This is a genomic window from Streptomyces griseoruber, from assembly GCF_001514205.1.
Taxonomy (GTDB): domain Bacteria; phylum Actinomycetota; class Actinomycetes; order Streptomycetales; family Streptomycetaceae; genus Streptomyces; species Streptomyces griseoruber.
This window is the reverse complement of record NZ_KQ948769.1, coordinates 75,172-91,454: the sequence shown is the minus strand read 5'-3', so window position 1 is coordinate 91,454 and position 16,283 is coordinate 75,172. Positions and strand designations below refer to the sequence as shown.

Genomic DNA, 16,283 nt, shown 5'->3' with positions numbered 1-16,283 from the left:
CCGTCGTGCCTCCGGGGCTCAGTGACCCAGGTGCCGGTGCCGGTCCCGGCGGCCCTCGCGCAGCTCCGCCCGCGCGGCCCTCCGCTCCAGCTTCGCCTGCCGGCGCGCCGCCCGGCTCAGCTTCCGCTCCACCCCCACGCCGCCCCAGAACGCGAACCCGCTCACGATCACCCGGGGCGCCCCCGGTTCCCCCGGCACCCCCGTCTCCCGCTGGTCGAAGCCCCCCATGATCCCGATGCCCCGGACCACGACCTCCACCCCGGGCGGCACCACGATCTGGATCCCGCCCATGATCGCCACACAGGTGATCTCGACCTCACCGGCCGCGAAGTCCGCCTCGCGCAGATCGATCTCCCCGCCGCCCCAGAAGGCGACCGCGGTGAACCGCCGGGGCACGGTCCAGCGCCCCTTGCGCTGGAACCCCGACAGCACCGCGACGGCCCAGCTCGACGAACCCTCGCCGTCCACCGTCCGCCCGGTCCAGCCTCCCTCCGCCACCGGCTCCTTGCGCAGGGAGACGGCGGGCACGACCCCGGCGGCCGGCAGGTCCCGGGTGATCGGCGCCAACTCGCCGTACGTCCGCGCCCGGTACGTCTGTTCCAGCCGCTCCTCGAACTCCGCCATGTCGAGGCGTCCCTCGGCCAGGGCGTCCCGCAGGACCTCGGCGACCCGTTCACGGTCGGCGTCGGATGCTCTCAGGTCCGGGACTGCGGCGTCGTCGGTCATGCCAGCAGCCTACGAGCTCTGGGCACCCGGCACTACGGTCTCCCGTTCGACATACATCCGTGCGATGACGGCCTCGATGTCGGGCTCGCGCACCGACAGGTCCACCAGCGGATACTCCGCCGCGATCCGCGCCACCAGCGGGGCCGCCGACGCCGACGCCGGGAACGCCAGCCACTGCCGGGGCCCCTCCACCTTCACCACCTGCGCGCCGGCCACCCCGATCGGCGGCAGCTCCCGCTCCAGGTCCACCACCAGGGTCCGCTCGCTCTCCCCCGCCTGGTGCAGCCCGGCGAGCCCCCCGTCGTAGACCAGACGCCCGTGGTCGATGACCATGACCCGCGAGCACAACTGCTCGATGTCCTGGAGATCGTGGGTGGTGAGCAGGACCGTCGTGCCGCGCTCGGCGTTCAGCTCCCGCAGGAACTCCCGCACCCGCGCCTTGGAGACGACGTCCAGACCGATCGTCGGCTCGTCCAGATAGAGCACGTCGGGGTCGTGCAGCAGGGCCGCCGCGATGTCGCCGCGCATCCGCTGGCCGAGCGAGAGCTGACGCACGGGGACGTCCAACAGGGCCTCCAGCTCCAGGAGTTCGACCAGACGGTCGAGGTTCTCGCGGTACCGGGCGTCCGGGATGCGGTACATGCGGTGCATCAGCCGGTAGGAGTCGATGAGCGGGAGGTCCCACCAGAGCGTCGTCCGCTGACCGAACACCACCCCGATGCGGTGCGCCAGCCGGGTCCGCTCCCGCGACGGATCGATGCCCGCCACCCGCAGCCGGCCGCCGCTCGGCACCAGGATGCCGGTCAGCATCTTGATCGTCGTCGACTTCCCCGCGCCGTTCGGCCCGATGTAGCCGACCATCTCCCCGCGCGCCACGGTGAACGAGATCGCGTCGACCGCCCGCACCCGCCGCACCTCCCGCTTCAGGAAGCCGGTCTTCTTCCGCACGTCGAAGACCTTCTCCACGCGGTCCAGTTCGATGAAAGCGTCCACCGAAGACTCCCTGTCCACCACCGACTCCCTGTCCACCACCGACTCCCTGTCCACCGTCAACTCCCCGTGCTCCGATACGACCTGAGTCCCGCCCGCCACGCCAGCCCGGCCAGCACCCAGCACCCCACCGCCACCAGCGGCGGGGCGAACGCCGCCCACTGCGGCAGCCCCAGCGGATACGGCCGGTCCAGCACATAGGCGGCGGGCACCCAGTTGACGAAGGCCAGCGGGAACATGAACGTCACCCCGCGCACCAGCTCCTTGCCGAACACCGTCGGCGGATACTGCAACAGCGTCTGACCGCCGTACGTGAACGCGCTCTGCACCTCGGCGGCGTCCTGCGCCACGAACTGGAACGACGCGCCCGCCACGAACACCGCGGAGAAGATCACCCCGCCGCACACCACCGTCACCGGCAGCAGCAGCACCTTCGCCGCCGTCCAGTGCACGTCCAGGGCGAGAAGGGCGTACCCGAGGACGACGGCCCCCTGGGTGATCCGGCCCAGCCGGCGCAGCGCGAACCGGTCCGCGGCGACCTGCGCCAGCACCGGCGCCGGCCGCACCAGCAGCGTGTCCAGCGTGCCGTCCCGCACGCGCGTGCCCAGCCGGCCCGCCGAACCCATCGCCAGGTCAGCGATCCCGAAGGACGTGGCCGACAGCCCGTACAGCAGGGCGACCTCGGGCAGCGCGTAGCCGCCGAGGCTGTCCACCCGGGAGAACATCAGCAAGATCGCGACAAAGTCCAGACCGGTCACCAGCGCCCCGCCGAGCGCCGTCATCACGAACGACGCCCGGTAGGCCATCGTGGAACGGATCCACATCCCGGCGATCATCCGATAGGTCCGCAGCCCCTCCAGGACGACGGCGGGCCGGCCCGGTTCGGCGAACCGGAGGTCCTCAGCCACCCTGCACCACCACCCGCCGCGTCGCCGCCGACTGCACCAGCCGCCCCGCCGTCAGCAGTGCCACCGCCCACGCCGCCTGGAAGACGAACACCGGCAGCGGATCCGCCTCCCCCATCAGCACATCGGCGGGCATCTGCAGCTGCGCCGCCCACGGCAGCGCCCGTACGGCCTCGCCCAGCGCCCCCGGGAACGCGTTCAGCGGCAGCGTCATCCCCGAGCAGAAGATCCCCGTGACCATCAGCACCTGCAACGCGCCCGTGCCGTCCATCAGCCAGAACCCGCTCAGCGCCACCAGGAACCGGATCGCGAAACTGACGATCATCGCGAGCACCAGCGTGACCAGAAAGGCCAGCCAGGTCCCCGGATCACCCGGAAGAGCGGTCGGGAAGCACAACACCCCGAACGCGAAAGGGATCACACCGCGCCCCAGCAACTGGAACACCGCCCGCCCCATGTCGTTCGCCAGCCACCACGCCTGAAGATCCGCCGGACGGTAGAGGTCGATCGCGATGTCACCCGTACGGATACGCTCCATGAGATCGATCTCGAAGCCGCCGCCCTGGATCGCCAGCGTCGCGTACAACGCCTGCCCCAGCCACACGAACGTCACCGCCTGGGCCTGGTCATAGCCCCCGAGGTGCGGCCGCTCGTCCCACAACGCCAGGTATGTGTAGACGAGGATCAGGCCGAAAACCGTGTTGGTGAACACCCCCGCGGCAGTGGCCGCCCGATAGGTCGCGTACCTTCTGAAACCCCCCGCTGCGACGGCCGCGTACAACCGCGCCGAACCCACGGCAACCTTCCTCCTCGCCCGCTCGTCCACCTCTACGACACCGAAGCGCAGGAGCCTAGCCCGCAGGCACAGTGACGTGCCACGCGTTTTCCGGCACAACGCGTGCCGATTGCCGGGAACGGAACGCTTGGTGCGAGAGTCTCCAACAGGGGGCACAGATGGCGTACGAGGCGTACGGGAACGTACGACGCGAAACAGGAGTCCGAGCAGCACATGAGCGACGAGCCGCAGCCGCAGCAGCCGACCGAGGGCTGGGCACCGAGTGAACAACCGGGGGAGGCCAAGATGTCCAAGCGCCCCAAGCGCACCGGTTGGCGGCGGCTGATCCCCACCTGGCGGATGGTGCTCACCACCTTCGTCCTGGGCGTGCTCCTCCTCATCGGCCTGTTCTACCTGGGCTACTCCACGGTCAAGATCCCCCCGGCCAACGCGCTCGCCACCAAGCAGTCCAACGTCTACCTCTACGCGGACGGCAGCGAGATCGCCCGCGACGGTGAGATCAACCGCGAGAACGTCGACCTCTCACAGATCTCCAAGGACGCCCGGTACGCGATCCTCGCCGCGGAGGACCGCGACTTCTACACCGAGTCCGCGGTCGACCCCAAGGCCATGCTGCGGGCCGGCTGGAACACCGTCACCGGCAAGGGCAAGCAGTCCGGCTCCACGATCACCCAGCAGTACGTCAAGAACTACTACCTCGCGCAGGAGCAGACCGCCAAGCGCAAGGTGAAGGAGTTCTTCATCGCGATCAAGCTGGACCGCGAGAAGTCCAAGGACGAGATCCTCGAGGGCTACCTCAACACCAGCTACTTCGGCCGCAACGCGTACGGCATCCAGGCCGCCGCCAAGGCCTACTACGGCATCGACGCCGCCGAGCTGACCGCCGAACAGGGCGCGTACCTCGCCGCGCTGGTCAACGCGCCCAGCGAGTACGACGTGATCGCGCACCCGGAGAACAAGAAGGCCGCCCAGGCCCGCTGGAACTACGTCCTCGACGGCATGGTCAAGAAGGGCTGGCTCGACGAGTCCAAGCGCGAGGGCATGAAGTTCCCCACGCCGAAGGAGACCTCGGGCGCCGCCACCGGTATGTCCGGACAGCGCGGCTACCTCGTCAACGCCATCAAGGACTACCTCCTCGACAACAAGATCGTCACCCAGGAGCAGCTCGACGCGGGCGGCTACCAGATCACCACCACCATCCAGAAGAAGAAGCAGAACGCCTTCGTCGAGGCCGTCAACGACAAGTTGATGGACAAGCTCGACAAGAAGAACCGCAAGGTCGACACCTACGTCCGCGCGGGCGGCGCCGCCGTCGACCCCAGGACCGGCAAGATCCTCGCCATGTACGGCGGCATCGACTACATCAAGCAGTACACCAACAACGCCACCCGCCAGGACTTCCAGGTCGGCTCCACCTTCAAGCCGTTCGTGTTCACCTCCGCCGTCGAGAACGACTCCACCACCCAGGACGGCCGCACCATCACCCCGAACACGGTCTACGACGGCACCAACAGGCGCCCCGTCCAGGGCTGGAGCGGCGGCAGCTACGCCCCCGAGAACGAGGACTACGTCAACTACGGCAACATCACCGTGCGCCAGGCCACCGACAAGTCCGTGAACTCGGTGTACGCGCAGATGGCCGTCGACGTCGGCCCCTCCAAGGTCAAGCAGACCGCGATCGCCCTGGGCCTGCCCACCGACACCCCCGACCTCCAGCCGTACCCGTCCATCGCGCTCGGCACCGCCACCGCGAGCGTCCTCGACATGGCCGAGGCGTACGCCACGCTCGCCAACCACGGCAAGCACGGCACGTACACGATCATCGAGAAGGTCACCAAGGACGGCCGGACGGTCGAGCTGCCGAAGCGCAAGACCACCCAGGCCGTCAGCCGCGAGGCCGCCGACACCACCACCTCCGTCCTGCGGAGCGTGGTCAACCAGGGCACCGCCACCGCCGCCCTCGCCGCCGGCCGCCCCGCCGCCGGCAAGACCGGCACCGCCGAGGAGGACCAGGCCGCCTGGTTCGCCGGGTACACCCCCGATCTCGCCACCGTCGTCGCCGTGATGGGCCAGGACCCCGAGACCGCCGCCCACAAGTCCCTCAAGGGCGCCATGGGACTGGCCCGCATCAACGGCGGCGGCGCGCCCACCGAGATCTGGGCGCAGTTCACCAAGGAGGCCCTGAAGGGCACCACGGCCCACGACTTCGACCTCGACCTCCAGGCCGGCTCCGCGGACACCGGCATCCCCTCCAGCCCGTCCTCCCCGAGCGCCACCACCGGCGACGACGCCACCCCCGGCGGGCAGGACACCCAGGGCCAGACGCAGGGCCAGACCCAGGGCCAGACCAGCGGCGGCACCACGGACGGCGGCTCGGCCACCTCCGGCACGGACGGCTCCGGCGGCACCACCGACGGGAGCACCTCCACCGGCACCACCGACGGCGGCACCACCGACGCCGGCACCACCACCGGCACCGGCGACGCGGGCACCACCACCGGCACCGGCGACGCGGGCACCACCACCGGCACCGGCGACACCGGCACCCCGGGCGGCTCACAGGGCACGACGACGGGGACGGGGACGCAGCTCACGACCCGCAGGGAACTGGACTAGTGCCCGCTGGTCGCCTTGAGACCGATCACGGCGACCAGCAGCAGGGCGACGAAGAAGATCCGGGCGGCGGTGACGGGCTCCCCCAGCACCGCCATTCCGAGCACCGCCGCACCGGCCGCCCCGATCCCCACCCAGACGCCGTAGGCGGTACCGATGGGCAGGGAACGGGCGGCGTACGACAGCAGCAGCATGCTGGTGACGATCCCGGCGCCGGTGAGCACACTGGGCACGAGCCGGGTGAAACCGTCGGTGTACTTCATACCGATCGACCAGCCGACTTCGAGCAGACCGGCGAGGACGAGCAGGACCCAGGCCATGGGGCACCTCCGAGACGCGAGCGTTCTGTCTTCACGGGTGCGTCGTCTTTGCGTCCATCCCGGTACGGCGCGTCTCGTCGGGCGCCTTCAAAGCTAGCAAAGGAACGGCAAAAGGGGCCGGTGACGATGGTCACCAGCCCCTTTCGGCTACTGATTCAGAGGTGACTGACTCAGAGGTACAGGCCGGTCGTGTCCTCCGAGCCCTCGAACCGGTCCGCGGCCACCGCGTGCAGGTCGCGCTCGCGCATCAGCACATAGGCCACGCCCCGCACCTCGACCTCGGCCCGGTCCTCCGGGTCGTACAGGACCCGGTCGCCCGGCTCCACGGTCCGTACGTTCTGCCCCACCGCGACGACCTCCGCCCACGCCAGACGCCGGCCCACCGCCGCCGTCGCGGGGATCAGGATCCCGCCGCCGGAACGCCGCTCGCCCTCGCTGGTGTCCTGCCGTACGAGGACCCGGTCGTGGAGCATCCGGATGGGAAGCTTGTCGTGCTGCGGACCGCTGTGGTCGCTTCTGTTACCGCTCACGCCTCGAACCTACCTGCCTTCGCCGTACGGGAGGGCTACCGGGTGGCTCCTCACGCCTTACGTCGCCGACCGCTCAGGACGAGCAGCCCGACCACGCCCACCGCGACGAGCGCCACCGGCACGACCCGCTCCAGACGCGGTGCGCCGTCCTCGTCCACGAACTGCGCCCTGACGTCCGTCACGACCCGGTTGACCTGGACGTAGGCCTTGCCGAGGGTGTGGTCCACGTTGGCGACGACCTTGGCCTTGGCGTCTCCGACGATGGTCTTCGGGTGCACCCGCACCCCGATCTCGTCCAGTGTCTCGGCCAGCTTCGCACGGCGGGCCCTGATGTCCGCCTCGATCTGCGCCGGGGTTCTGGTGTCCGACGTGTCCGCCACGGTGAGGCCTCCGAAGTCAGCCGATACGTTGTTGCCGATACCTGTTCTGGACAGTCTGTCAGCTCTGCCCGCGACCGCACTGTCAGGACCCCCGGTTACGCTGGACCGATGAGCGAGCGACTCCAGCCCGGCGACGTGGCCCCCGCCTTCACCCTCCCCGACGCCGACGGCAACGAGGTGTCCCTGTCGGACCACAAGGGCCGCAAGGTCATCGTGTACTTCTACCCGGCGGCCCTGACCCCCGGCTGCACCAAGCAGGCCTGCGACTTCACCGACAACCTCGACCTCCTGGCCGACGCCGGCTACGACGTCATCGGCATCTCCCCGGACAGCCCCGAGAAGCTCGGCAGGTTCCGCGAGAAGGAGTCCCTGAAGGTCACCCTCCTGGCCGACCCCGAAAAGGCCGCCCTCGACGCGTACGGGGCCTTCGGCGAGAAGAAGAACTACGGCAAGACGTACATGGGCGTCATTCGCTCCACCGTCGTGGTGGACGAAGAGGGCAAGGTCGCGCACGCCTTCTACAACGTCCGCGCGACGGGCCACGTGGCCAAGATCATCAAGGACTTGGGGATCTGAGACCCCGCTTCGGCGGCCTGCGCCGGGATGACCCCGGCCCAGGCCGCTTTACGTTTCGGGCGTGACTGTCCGATAAGCGGTTCGTTACTCCGTGCGAGACCACGAACGGATGGTCGGAGACGGAGGGGGATTCGATGGGCGCGAGTGCGTACGGCAGGGAGCGGCTGGAGGAGGCGGCTCGGGGGGCTCGGACGCTGTCGGAGGCGCTGGAGCGGCTGGGGGTGGAGCCGGGGAGCTCGATGCGGGGCTGCCTCCGGGGGCGGATGAAGCGGCTGGGGGTGGACATCTCCCACTTCGAACGGGAGGGGGTGAAGTGGACGAGGGAGATCCTCGAGTCGGCGGTGGCGGCGTCGACGAACATGTGCGAGGTACTGCGGCATCTCGAGCTGGAGGTGGTCGGCGGTCACCACATGCACATCAGCCGCCGGATCAAGGCGTACGGGATCGACACGTCGCACTTCCAGGGACAGACGCGGCGCGGCAAACCGTGGAGGCCCCGGACACCCGAGGCACTTCTCGTCCAGCAGCCGGACGGGCAGGCCAGACGCGTTCCGAGCGACCGCCTGAGGTGGGCCATGACGGCCTCGGGCATGTCTGAGCAGTGCGGCCTCTGCGGGATCGGAAACGTCTGGCGAGGACATCCGCTACCACTGGAGGTCGACCACGTCGATGGCAACTGGCGCGACAACCGCATCGAGAACCTGCGGTTCCTGTGCCCCAACTGTCACTCGACGACGGACAATGACCGGGGCCGCGGCAAGGGGCGCCAGCAAGGCAGGGCCCAGTGAGCAAGTGGTGCAGGGTACCCGGCCCACCCCCGACGAGTTGCAGACCGCCGTGGCCGAGTCGGTTTCACTCTCAGAAGTGTTGCGTCGCCTAAGCCGCCCCAGCAACGTCGCCCAGCGGCAGAAGTTGCGCGAGTGGATCGCCGAGGAGCAATTGACGACGGCGCACTTTTTGGGGCAGGCCCATCGGCGGGGCAAGCAGGGCCCCGTCCCTGCCAAGCACTCCGAGGAAATTCTGGTCCAGCACGACGGCAAACGCCGTACGAAAACGCGATTGCTGCGCCGTGCACTGTGTGAGGTCGGCGTACCCGAGGCATGCGCCGACTGCGGCGTCGGCCCCGAGTGGCTCGGCAAGCCCATGACCCTGGAGGTCGACCACATCAACGGGGACTGGAGCGACGACCGGCGGGAGAACCTGCGGTTGTTGTGCCCCAACTGCCATGCGGTCACAAGCACCTGGTGCCGAGGAGGCAGGCGACAGCAAACGGCCCGCAGCGCCCAGTAGAGTAGGCAGCGCTGCGGGCCCGTACCCCAGCTGGCCAAGAGGGCGCCGGTTTAGGTCCGGTGTGTCGTGGGTTCGAGTCCCACCGGGCCCACAGGAAAAGCAAGCCCCGCACCTTCGGTTCAAAGGTGCGGGGCTTGATCCTTAAGTCAGCCCAGCAGTTCCCGAACCACCGGCACCAGCCCCCGGAACGCCTTCCCCCGGTGGCTGATCGCGTTCTTCTCCGCCGCCGACAGCTCCGCGCAGGTGCGCGACTCGCCGTCCGGCTGGAGGATCGGGTCGTAGCCGAAGCCGTTCGTGCCGGTGGGGGTGTGGCGCAGTACGCCCCTCAGGCGGCCCTCGACCACCCTCTCCGTGCCGTCCGGCAGCGCGAGCGCCGCCGCGCAGGCGAAGTGGGCGCCCCGGTGTTCGTCCGCGATGTCGGAGAGCTGGGCGAGCAGCAGCTCCAGGTTGGCCCGGTCGTCGCCGTGGGCGCCGGACCAGCGGGCGGAGAAGATGCCCGGGGCGCCGTTCAGGACGTCCACGCAGAGGCCGGAGTCGTCGGCGACGGCCGGGAGGCCGGTGGCCCGGGCGAGGGCATGGGCCTTGAGGAGGGCGTTCTCGGCGAACGTCACTCCGGTTTCCTTGACGTCGGGGATCTCCGGGTAGGCGTCCGCGCCGACGAGGTCGTGCGGCAGACCTGCGTCGGCGAGGATCGACCTGAGTTCGGTGATCTTTCCGGCGTTGCGGGTGGCGAGGATCAGGCGGGTCATGCCCCCCAGTATCCCGACCGGCGTCCCTCGTCCGTCACGGTGTGCAGACCTTGGTCAGTTCGCCCGCCGCGTCGGTGACCGGGCTGAGGTCGGGGGTGGCGTCGCCGTTGTCCACCGCCGTACGGACGTTCTTCACGGCCGTGCTCAGGTCGTCGACCGCCTTGTTGACGTCGGTGTTGTCCGTCTTGTCGCCGATCTGGTCGAGGTCGTTCTCGATGGAGGTGAGCGAGGAGTCGATCTGGGTCGGGTCGTTCGAGGCGTTCTCCACGGCCTGCTGGAGGTCGGTGACGCTGTCGGCGATGGCGTCGGCGGTCTGGACGCAGTCCAGGGCCTTGTTGACGGCGTCGCAGCCGGTCACCGTGAAGCCCAGGGTGAGGGCGACGGCCGCGGCACTCGCGGCGATGGCGGTACGGCGGCCTCGGCCCCGGTGTCGGCGGCTCGCGGACATGGCCATTTCTGTGTTCCTCCCCGTTGGTGGTAATGCCGAAGACGCCAGGGGGCGCTGCGGGGTTGCCCCCGAGCAGCACCCCTCTTGGTCTGCCTTTTACTTTCCGAGGACCGTATCAAGTGCCGCGCGCTGGATGCGCGCGAGTTCCGTGCAGCCGGAAACGGCCAGGTCCAGCAGGGAGTTGAGCTCGTCGCGGGCGAACGGTTCGGCCTCGGCGGTGCCCTGGACCTCGACGAAGCGGCCGTCGCCGGTGCAGACGACGTTCATGTCGGTCTCGGCCTTGACGTCCTCCTCGTAGCGGAGGTCGAGGAGGGGGACGCCGCCGACGATGCCGACGGAGACGGCGGAGACCGTGCCGGTCAGGGGCTGGCGGCCGGCCCGGATCAGCTTCCTGCCCTGGGCCCAGGCGACGGCGTCGGCGAGGGCGACGTAGGCGCCGGTGATGGCGGCGGTGCGGGTGCCGCCGTCGGCCTGGAGGACGTCGCAGTCGAGGACGATGGTGTTCTCGCCGAGCGCCTTGTAGTCGATGACGGCGCGCAGGGAACGGCCGATGAGGCGGGAGATCTCGTGGGTGCGGCCGCCGATCTTGCCGCGGACCGACTCACGGTCGCCGCGGGTGTTGGTGGCGCGGGGAAGCATGGAGTATTCGGCGGTGACCCAGCCCTCGCCGCTGCCCTTGCGCCAGCGGGGGACGCCTTCGGTGACGGAGGCGGTGCAGAAGACCTTGGTGTCGCCGAAGGAGATGAGGACGGAGCCTTCTGCGTGCTTGCTCCAGCCGCGTTCGATGGTGACGGGGCGGAGCTGTTCGGGGGTGCGGCCGTCGATGCGTGACATGGCGCCGAGCCTAGCCGTAGCCGGGGAAGGGGCTGTCCCGCACAGAGGGGAGGCCCCTTCCCGGGACGGCTCACATCATGTCTTCGATCTCCGCGGCGATCGGGTCGGCGTCGGTGCCGATGACGACCTGGATGGCGGTGCCCATCCTGACGACGCCGTGGGCGCCGGCGGCCTTGAGGGCGGCGTCGTCGACGAGGGCGGGGTCGGAGACCTCGGTCCGCAGGCGGGTGATGCAGCCCTCGATCTCCTCGATGTTGTCGATGCCGCCGAGTCCGGCGACGATCTTCTCTGCCTTGGTGGCCATGTCGGTCTCCTCACGCACAGTTGGCCCAGCTTCGCGAGCGATTGTGTCGTGCGTACCGAAAGCTGACGTCACAGCAACCCAATCGTCGGTAACTGGTCTACACCACAGGACAGGCGGTCGCCAACCCATGAGTTCCGGCAGTGAGGTGAGCGCCGCCCGGGCGCGTCGGCGGCGCGCGTTCCAGGGGCTGCAGAAGATGGGGCGGAGTCTGCAGTTGCCGATCGCGGTACTGCCGGCGGCGGGGATCCTCACCCGGCTGGGGCAGCCGGACGTGTTCGGGGACGACGGGCTGGGGTGGACGGACGTCTCGAAGGTGATGGCGGGGGCGGGCGGGGCGCTGCTCAACCCGGAGCTGGGGCTGCCGCTGCTGTTCTGTGTGGGTGTCGCGATCGGGATGGCGAGGAAGGCGGACGGGTCGACGGCGCTGGCGGGGGTGGCGGGGTTCCTCGTCTACTACAACGTGCTGCGGCAGTTCCCGGAGGACTGTCCGAGCGGGTCGAAGGCGATCGCCGGGATCGGCTGCCAGGCGACCGTGGACCAGACCGTCGTGGCGTTCACGTACGAGAATCCGGGGGTGTTCGGCGGGATCGTGATGGGGCTGCTGACGGCGTTCTTCTGGCAGCGCTACCACCGGACGAAGCTGGTGGACTGGCTGGGGTTCTTCAACGGGCGGCGGCTGGTACCGATCGTCATGTCGTTCGTGGCGATCGGTTTCGCGGCGCTGTGCCTGTGGGTGTGGCCGCCGGTCGGTGACGCCCTGGAGAGTTTCAGCGACTGGCTGGACGGGCTGGGTTCATGGGGTGCGGGGGTGTTCGGGATCGCGAACCGGGCGCTGCTGGTGATCGGACTGCACCAGTTCCTGAACGTGCCCATCTGGTTCCAGTTCGGCAGTTACACCACGCCGGACGGGACGGTGGTGCACGGGGACATCAACATGTTCCTGGCGGGGGATCCGGATGCCGGGCAGTTCACCTCGGGCTTCTTCCCGATCATGATGTTCGCGCTGCCGGCGGCGGCGCTGGCGATGACGCACTGCGCGCGGCCGGACCGTCGCAAGGAGGTCGGCGGGCTGATGCTGTCGGTCGCGCTGACCTCGTTCGTCACGGGGATCACGGAGCCGATCGAGTACTCGTTCCTGTTCGTGGCGCCGTTGCTGTACGCGGTGCACGCGCTGCTGACGGGGGCGTCGATGGCGGTGACCTGGGGGCTCGGGGTGCACGACGGGTTCAGCTTCTCGGCCGGGCTGATCGACTACGTCATCAACTGGAATCTGGCGACGAAGCCGTGGGCGATCGTCCCGATCGGTCTGTGTTTCGCGGCGGTCTACTACGTGATCTTCCGTTTCGCCATCACCCGCTTCGACCTGAGGACACCGGGCCGGGAGCGGGAGGAGGACCACGAGGACGTCACGAAGGCGTAGTTGACGGCGTGACTCAAAGCCATAGCCCAAAGTAGCCGGATCGTCACCGGAACTGGCGGGTTCCTTATGCGTTCCTCATCTGCTACAACATGGTCTACACCACTGAGTGGTGTAGACCATCACCCAGATGGAGGAACCATGACCACCGCCACCGCGCCATCGGCGGCCCCCGCCAAGAAGCGGGGATCCGGCCTGCTCCAGGGCCTGCAGAAGGTCGGCCGCAGCCTTCAGCTCCCCATCGCCGTCCTCCCGGCGGCGGGTATCCTGCTCCGCCTCGGCCAGGCCGACGTGCAAGAAAAGCTCCACCTGCCCGACAAGGTCACGGCGGTGTTCGGCACGGCCGGCGGCGCCATCTTCGACAATCTGCCGATGCTGTTCTGCATCGGCGTCGCCATCGGTTTCGCCAAGAAGGCCGACGGCTCGACCGCCCTCGCCGCGCTGGTGGGCTTCCTGGTCTACAGCAATGTGCTGAAGGCGTTCCCGGTCACCGAGGCGAAGGTCCAGGCGGGCGCCGACATAGCCGCGACCTACAACAACCCCGGTGTCCTCGGCGGCATCCTGATGGGTCTGCTCTCGGCGGTGCTGTGGCAGCGGTACCACCGCAAGAAGCTGGTCGACTGGCTCGGCTTCTTCAACGGCCGCCGGCTGGTGCCGATCATCATGGCGTTCGTCGGCACGCTCATGGGTGTCTTCTTCGGCCTGGTCTGGAAGCCGATCGGCGAGGGCATCTCGGACGTCGGCGAGTGGATCACCGGCCTCGGTGCCTTCGGCGCCGCCCTGTTCGGCCTGATCAACCGCGCGCTGATCCCGGTCGGCATGCACCAGTTCGTGAACTCGGTCGCCTGGTTCCAGATCGGTGACTTCAAGGAGGCCTCCGGCGACATCGTCCACGGCGACCTCACCCGCTTCTTCGCCGGGGACCCGACCGCCGGTCAGTTCATGTCGGGCTTCTTCCCGATCATGATGTTCGGCCTGCCGGCCGCCGCGCTCGCCATCGCCCACACCGCCCGCCCGGAGCGCCGCAAGGCCGTGCTGGGCATGATGATCTCGGTCGCGCTGACCTCGTTCGTGACCGGTGTGACCGAGCCGATCGAGTTCTCGTTCATGTTCATCGCCCCGCTGCTGTACGCCATCCACGCGGTGCTCACCGCCCTGTCCATGGCGGTCACCTGGGCGCTCGGCGTGCACACCGGCTTCACGTTCTCGGCGGGCTTCATCGACTACGCCCTGAACTGGAACCTGGCCACCAAGCCCTGGCTGATCATCCCGATCGGTCTGGTGTTCGGCGCGATCTACTACTTCGTGTTCCGCTTCGCGATCACCAGGTTCAACCTTCCCACCCCGGGCCGGGAGCCCGAGGAGGAGATCGAGGACCTCACGAAGGCATAACGCCGTCGCCCCACGGAAGAAGGCCCGCAGAAAGGCCCCGGAGCAGTGTGCTCCGGGGCCTTCTTCGACGCCGTGCGCCTGAACCTCGTACGGCGTCGCTGTCGGCAGGGGTCTAGTGCCGCGGCAGGCAACGGACGCCGCTCCTTGACGGGCAAACGTTGCCTGCCGCGGCACTAGATCTCGTACGACACCCTCGGTGCCGCCAGTTCCACCGGGCCGTCGTAGACCGCGCGGGCGTCGGCGAGGTTGACCTGGGGGTCGGTCCACGGGGGGATGTGGGTCAGTACGAGGCGTCTCGCACCGGCCCGGGCCGCCGTCTCGCCGGCCTCGCGGCCGTTGAGGTGGAGGTCGGGGATGTTCTCCTTGCCGTGCGTGAAGGCGGCCTCGCACAGGAAGAGGTCGCTGTCGCGGGCGAGTTCCTCCAGGGCCGGGCTGAGGCCGGTGTCGCCGGAGTAGGTCAGCGACCGGCCGCCGTACTCGACGCGGATGCCGTACGCCTCGACGGGGTGGGCCACGCGTTCGGTGTGCACGGTGAACGGGCCGATGTCGAAGGTGGACGGCTTGACCGTGTGGAAGTCGAAGACCTCGCTCATCGAGGAGGCGGAGGGGGTGTCGGCGTAGGCCGTGGTCAGGCGGTGTTCGGTGCCTTCGGGGCCGTAGACCGGGATGGGGTCGCAGCGCCCGCCGTCGTGGCGGTAGTAGCGCGCGACGAAATAGGCGCACATGTCGATGCAGTGGTCGGCGTGCAGATGGCTCAGGAAGATCGCGTCGAGGTCGTAGAGACCGCAGTGGCGCTGCAGCTCGCCGAGGGCGCCGTTGCCCATGTCGAGAAGCAGCCTGTAGCCGTCGGCCTCGACGAGGTAGCTCGAGCAGGCCGATTCCGCGGACGGGAACGACCCCGAGCAGCCGACGACGGTGAGCTTCATAAAGCAGAAACCTCCGCTGGCGGGATATGAAAGTGATTCGAGGGATAGGGGGCGACGGGGGTCGTGCGGTTTGTCGAGCGTAAGGCGCAAAACCCCGGGTCGCTCCTCCGCCAGGGGCTGTTGTGGGCGAACTCACCTGTGCTGTCACCGGTTCGGCTGGACGAGGGGTGTGTGGGGCACGACAGGGGGCGCGCATTGTCGTCCGCGCGCCGGTAACGTCGACCTATGGACACGTCCTGGTGGCCGGCGCTCGCGGCGGTGATCCCGCTGGCTCTGGTCGCCACGCTCATGGACGGCTGGGGGCGCGGGCGGCGGCCCGGCCATGTCTGGTGCTGGGGGTGCGGGGCGAACGGGTGACGGTCGCGAAGATCACCAGCAGGTACCGCGACGGGCGGGCGGGGGTGATCCCGCTGCCGCCGGGCGCGGTCGGTGACGCGCGGGGACGGCCGAGCTTCCTGGAGACGGACGAGCCGCGGCAGGTCCCGGTGGCGGACTTCCGGCGCCGGGTGGGGGTGATGAACCCGGTGCTGTGGGACCAGGTCCGGCATCTGGCGACCTGAGCGGCGCGCCCCGTCTCACTCGGTCACCCGGACGGTGACCGCCCATTCCTGGATGCCCTTGCAGGAGACCTGGCTCGGTCCGGTGGGGGCGGCGCACAGCGGGCGGAAGGCGCTGAGGCGGGTGGTGCCGGCGGCCACCGCGTCGTAGGCGGCGACGGCGTCGCCGGGCAGGACGACGATCCCGGCGTTGGTGGGTTTCAGCACGTCACCGGTGGTGGCGACGCCCGACCAGGGGCGTTCCTTCGTGCCGTCGAGGTTCAGTCGGAGCTGTCCGCCGACGGTCAGGCAGAAGGTGCGGCCGTCGTCGGCGGCGGTGAGTTCGGCGGGCGGGGTGGACGTGCAGTCCTCCTCGGTGGCCGCCGAGGAGGGCGGGGGTGCGGCGGCGCCGTCGCTCTCGGTGCCGCAGCCGGCGAAGGCGAGCGTCAGCACCACGAGGGCGAGGGCCGTGGAACGGGTCGTACGGCGCATGGGGGCCTCCTTTCTCCCCCTTCGACGTACCACCCGTACGCCCGGATCCGTGCCGGGCG

At 69.4% G+C, this 16,283-nt stretch carries 19 protein-coding genes, 1 tRNA gene, 1 pseudogene and 1 riboswitch; of the genes and pseudogenes, 8 read left to right on the top strand and 13 right to left on the bottom strand.

The window, feature by feature from the left end; translation table 11 throughout:
• Nucleotides 1-18: 18 nt before the first annotated feature.
• The 4 genes from AQJ64_RS19190 to AQJ64_RS19175 form a co-directional block, all read right to left on the bottom strand.
• The gene (locus tag AQJ64_RS19190; RefSeq protein ID WP_059202798.1) at nucleotides 19-726 is read right to left on the bottom strand and encodes a DUF1707 SHOCT-like domain-containing protein; all 708 of its coding nucleotides are present in this window, start codon (nucleotides 724-726) and stop codon (nucleotides 19-21) included.
• 9 nt (nucleotides 727-735) lie between these two features.
• Nucleotides 736-1,719, bottom strand: coding sequence for an ABC transporter ATP-binding protein (locus AQJ64_RS19185; RefSeq protein WP_338060007.1), 984 nt, complete (start codon nucleotides 1,717-1,719; stop codon nucleotides 736-738).
• Between the two features lie 56 nt (nucleotides 1,720-1,775).
• The gene (locus tag AQJ64_RS19180; protein ID WP_055636646.1) at nucleotides 1,776-2,552 is read right to left on the bottom strand and encodes an ABC transporter permease; all 777 of its coding nucleotides are present in this window, start codon (nucleotides 2,550-2,552) and stop codon (nucleotides 1,776-1,778) included.
• Between the two features lie 64 nt (nucleotides 2,553-2,616).
• Nucleotides 2,617-3,417 (bottom strand): ABC transporter permease, encoded by an 801-nt coding sequence (locus AQJ64_RS19175; protein ID WP_055636638.1) that lies wholly within the window; start codon nucleotides 3,415-3,417, stop codon nucleotides 2,617-2,619.
• Nucleotides 3,418-3,630: 213 nt separating this feature from the next.
• Here AQJ64_RS19175 and AQJ64_RS19170 point away from each other — a divergent pair, with 213 nt between their 5' ends.
• On the top strand, nucleotides 3,631-6,033 hold the full coding sequence (locus AQJ64_RS19170) for a transglycosylase domain-containing protein (RefSeq protein ID WP_055636639.1): 2,403 nt from the start codon (nucleotides 3,631-3,633) through the stop codon (nucleotides 6,031-6,033).
• Here the strand turns inward: AQJ64_RS19170 and AQJ64_RS19165 are convergent.
• From AQJ64_RS19165 to AQJ64_RS19155, 3 genes are all read right to left on the bottom strand, one after another.
• Nucleotides 6,030-6,350 carry a DMT family transporter gene (locus tag AQJ64_RS19165; RefSeq protein ID WP_055636640.1) on the bottom strand — a complete coding sequence of 107 codons (321 nt, stop codon included), beginning with the start codon at nucleotides 6,348-6,350 and terminating at the stop codon, nucleotides 6,030-6,032. The genes AQJ64_RS19170 and AQJ64_RS19165 overlap by 4 nt on opposite strands.
• A gap of 36 nt (nucleotides 6,351-6,386) precedes the next feature.
• Nucleotides 6,387-6,449: riboswitch (guanidine-III (ykkC-III) riboswitch) on the bottom strand.
• Between the two features lie 71 nt (nucleotides 6,450-6,520).
• Nucleotides 6,521-6,823 carry a GroES family chaperonin gene (locus AQJ64_RS19160; protein WP_162252535.1) on the bottom strand — a complete coding sequence of 101 codons (303 nt, stop codon included), beginning with the start codon at nucleotides 6,821-6,823 and terminating at the stop codon, nucleotides 6,521-6,523.
• A 107-nt stretch (nucleotides 6,824-6,930) separates the two neighbouring features.
• Nucleotides 6,931-7,260 (bottom strand): DUF3618 domain-containing protein, encoded by a 330-nt coding sequence (locus AQJ64_RS19155; protein WP_055636642.1) that lies wholly within the window; start codon nucleotides 7,258-7,260, stop codon nucleotides 6,931-6,933.
• Nucleotides 7,261-7,368: 108 nt separating this feature from the next.
• On the opposite strand from AQJ64_RS19155, the gene bcp reads away from it, so the two are divergent.
• The 4 genes from bcp to AQJ64_RS19135 all read left to right on the top strand — a co-directional run bounded on the left by bcp (nucleotide 7,369) and on the right by AQJ64_RS19135 (nucleotide 9,217).
• Nucleotides 7,369-7,836: a thioredoxin-dependent thiol peroxidase gene (bcp, locus tag AQJ64_RS19150; protein ID WP_055636643.1), complete on the top strand. Its 468-nt coding sequence runs from the start codon at nucleotides 7,369-7,371 to the stop codon at nucleotides 7,834-7,836.
• A 134-nt stretch (nucleotides 7,837-7,970) separates the two neighbouring features.
• Nucleotides 7,971-8,624: an HNH endonuclease signature motif containing protein gene (locus tag AQJ64_RS19145; protein WP_059202797.1), complete on the top strand. Its 654-nt coding sequence runs from the start codon at nucleotides 7,971-7,973 to the stop codon at nucleotides 8,622-8,624.
• Between the two features lie 4 nt (nucleotides 8,625-8,628).
• Complete coding sequence (locus AQJ64_RS19140; RefSeq protein ID WP_055635905.1) at nucleotides 8,629-9,126, top strand: HNH endonuclease signature motif containing protein; 498 nt, start codon at nucleotides 8,629-8,631, stop codon at nucleotides 9,124-9,126.
• Nucleotides 9,127-9,141: 15 nt separating this feature from the next.
• Nucleotides 9,142-9,217: transfer RNA gene (locus AQJ64_RS19135), tRNA-Leu, on the top strand.
• 55 nt (nucleotides 9,218-9,272) lie between these two features.
• On the opposite strand, the gene rdgB is transcribed toward AQJ64_RS19135, so the two are convergent.
• From rdgB to AQJ64_RS19115, 4 genes are all read right to left on the bottom strand, one after another.
• The gene (gene rdgB, locus AQJ64_RS19130; protein WP_055635902.1) at nucleotides 9,273-9,875 is read right to left on the bottom strand and encodes an RdgB/HAM1 family non-canonical purine NTP pyrophosphatase; all 603 of its coding nucleotides are present in this window, start codon (nucleotides 9,873-9,875) and stop codon (nucleotides 9,273-9,275) included.
• Between the two features lie 34 nt (nucleotides 9,876-9,909).
• The gene (locus AQJ64_RS19125) at nucleotides 9,910-10,323 is read right to left on the bottom strand and encodes a hypothetical protein (protein WP_055635904.1); all 414 of its coding nucleotides are present in this window, start codon (nucleotides 10,321-10,323) and stop codon (nucleotides 9,910-9,912) included.
• 96 nt (nucleotides 10,324-10,419) lie between these two features.
• Complete coding sequence (gene rph, locus AQJ64_RS19120; protein ID WP_055635901.1) at nucleotides 10,420-11,157, bottom strand: ribonuclease PH; 738 nt, start codon at nucleotides 11,155-11,157, stop codon at nucleotides 10,420-10,422.
• A 70-nt stretch (nucleotides 11,158-11,227) separates the two neighbouring features.
• A complete protein-coding gene (locus tag AQJ64_RS19115) occupies nucleotides 11,228-11,461 on the bottom strand; it encodes a PTS sugar transporter subunit IIB (RefSeq protein ID WP_059202796.1) in 234 nt (77 codons plus the stop codon).
• Nucleotides 11,462-11,588: 127 nt separating this feature from the next.
• Between AQJ64_RS19115 and AQJ64_RS19110 the strand changes: the two genes are divergently transcribed.
• Both AQJ64_RS19110 and AQJ64_RS19105 read left to right on the top strand, forming a co-directional pair.
• Nucleotides 11,589-12,881: a PTS transporter subunit EIIC gene (locus tag AQJ64_RS19110; protein ID WP_059202795.1), complete on the top strand. Its 1,293-nt coding sequence runs from the start codon at nucleotides 11,589-11,591 to the stop codon at nucleotides 12,879-12,881.
• A gap of 138 nt (nucleotides 12,882-13,019) precedes the next feature.
• On the top strand, nucleotides 13,020-14,270 hold the full coding sequence (locus AQJ64_RS19105) for a PTS transporter subunit EIIC (protein WP_055639112.1): 1,251 nt from the start codon (nucleotides 13,020-13,022) through the stop codon (nucleotides 14,268-14,270).
• Nucleotides 14,271-14,443: 173 nt separating this feature from the next.
• Here AQJ64_RS19105 and AQJ64_RS19100 read toward each other — a convergent pair whose 3' ends face one another.
• Nucleotides 14,444-15,196: an MBL fold metallo-hydrolase gene (locus AQJ64_RS19100; protein WP_055638091.1), complete on the bottom strand. Its 753-nt coding sequence runs from the start codon at nucleotides 15,194-15,196 to the stop codon at nucleotides 14,444-14,446.
• Between the two features lie 225 nt (nucleotides 15,197-15,421).
• Here AQJ64_RS19100 and AQJ64_RS19095 point away from each other — a divergent pair.
• Nucleotides 15,422-15,756 (top strand): annotated as a pseudogene (locus tag AQJ64_RS19095) (type II toxin-antitoxin system PemK/MazF family toxin).
• A gap of 15 nt (nucleotides 15,757-15,771) precedes the next feature.
• Here the strand turns inward: AQJ64_RS19095 and AQJ64_RS19090 are convergent.
• Nucleotides 15,772-16,224 carry a hypothetical protein gene (locus AQJ64_RS19090; protein WP_055638090.1) on the bottom strand — a complete coding sequence of 151 codons (453 nt, stop codon included), beginning with the start codon at nucleotides 16,222-16,224 and terminating at the stop codon, nucleotides 15,772-15,774.
• Nucleotides 16,225-16,283: the final 59 nt, after the last annotated feature.

Bases quoted from the DNA above. Each gene is read 5' to 3' on its own strand.
- AQJ64_RS19170 (WP_055636639.1), top strand. From the start codon at position 3,631: ATGAGCGACGAGCCGCAGCCGCAGCAGCCGACCGAGGGCTGGGCACCG.
- AQJ64_RS19115 (WP_059202796.1), bottom strand. From the start codon at position 11,461: ATGGCCACCAAGGCAGAGAAGATCGTCGCCGGACTCGGCGGCATCGAC.
- AQJ64_RS19180 (WP_055636646.1), bottom strand. From the start codon at position 2,552: ATGATCGCCGGGATGTGGATCCGTTCCACGATGGCCTACCGGGCGTCG.
- AQJ64_RS19165 (WP_055636640.1), bottom strand. From the start codon at position 6,350: ATGGCCTGGGTCCTGCTCGTCCTCGCCGGTCTGCTCGAAGTCGGCTGG.
- AQJ64_RS19125 (WP_055635904.1), bottom strand. From the start codon at position 10,323: ATGTCCGCGAGCCGCCGACACCGGGGCCGAGGCCGCCGTACCGCCATC.
- AQJ64_RS19160 (WP_162252535.1), bottom strand. From the start codon at position 6,823: ATGCTCCACGACCGGGTCCTCGTACGGCAGGACACCAGCGAGGGCGAG.
- rdgB (WP_055635902.1), bottom strand. From the start codon at position 9,875: ATGACCCGCCTGATCCTCGCCACCCGCAACGCCGGAAAGATCACCGAA.
- AQJ64_RS19100 (WP_055638091.1), bottom strand. From the start codon at position 15,196: ATGAAGCTCACCGTCGTCGGCTGCTCGGGGTCGTTCCCGTCCGCGGAA.
- AQJ64_RS19105 (WP_055639112.1), top strand. From the start codon at position 13,020: ATGACCACCGCCACCGCGCCATCGGCGGCCCCCGCCAAGAAGCGGGGA.
- bcp (WP_055636643.1), top strand. From the start codon at position 7,369: ATGAGCGAGCGACTCCAGCCCGGCGACGTGGCCCCCGCCTTCACCCTC.
- AQJ64_RS19145 (WP_059202797.1), top strand. From the start codon at position 7,971: ATGGGCGCGAGTGCGTACGGCAGGGAGCGGCTGGAGGAGGCGGCTCGG.
- AQJ64_RS19110 (WP_059202795.1), top strand. From the start codon at position 11,589: ATGAGTTCCGGCAGTGAGGTGAGCGCCGCCCGGGCGCGTCGGCGGCGC.
- AQJ64_RS19090 (WP_055638090.1), bottom strand. From the start codon at position 16,224: ATGCGCCGTACGACCCGTTCCACGGCCCTCGCCCTCGTGGTGCTGACG.
- rph (WP_055635901.1), bottom strand. From the start codon at position 11,157: ATGTCACGCATCGACGGCCGCACCCCCGAACAGCTCCGCCCCGTCACC.
- AQJ64_RS19190 (WP_059202798.1), bottom strand. From the start codon at position 726: ATGACCGACGACGCCGCAGTCCCGGACCTGAGAGCATCCGACGCCGAC.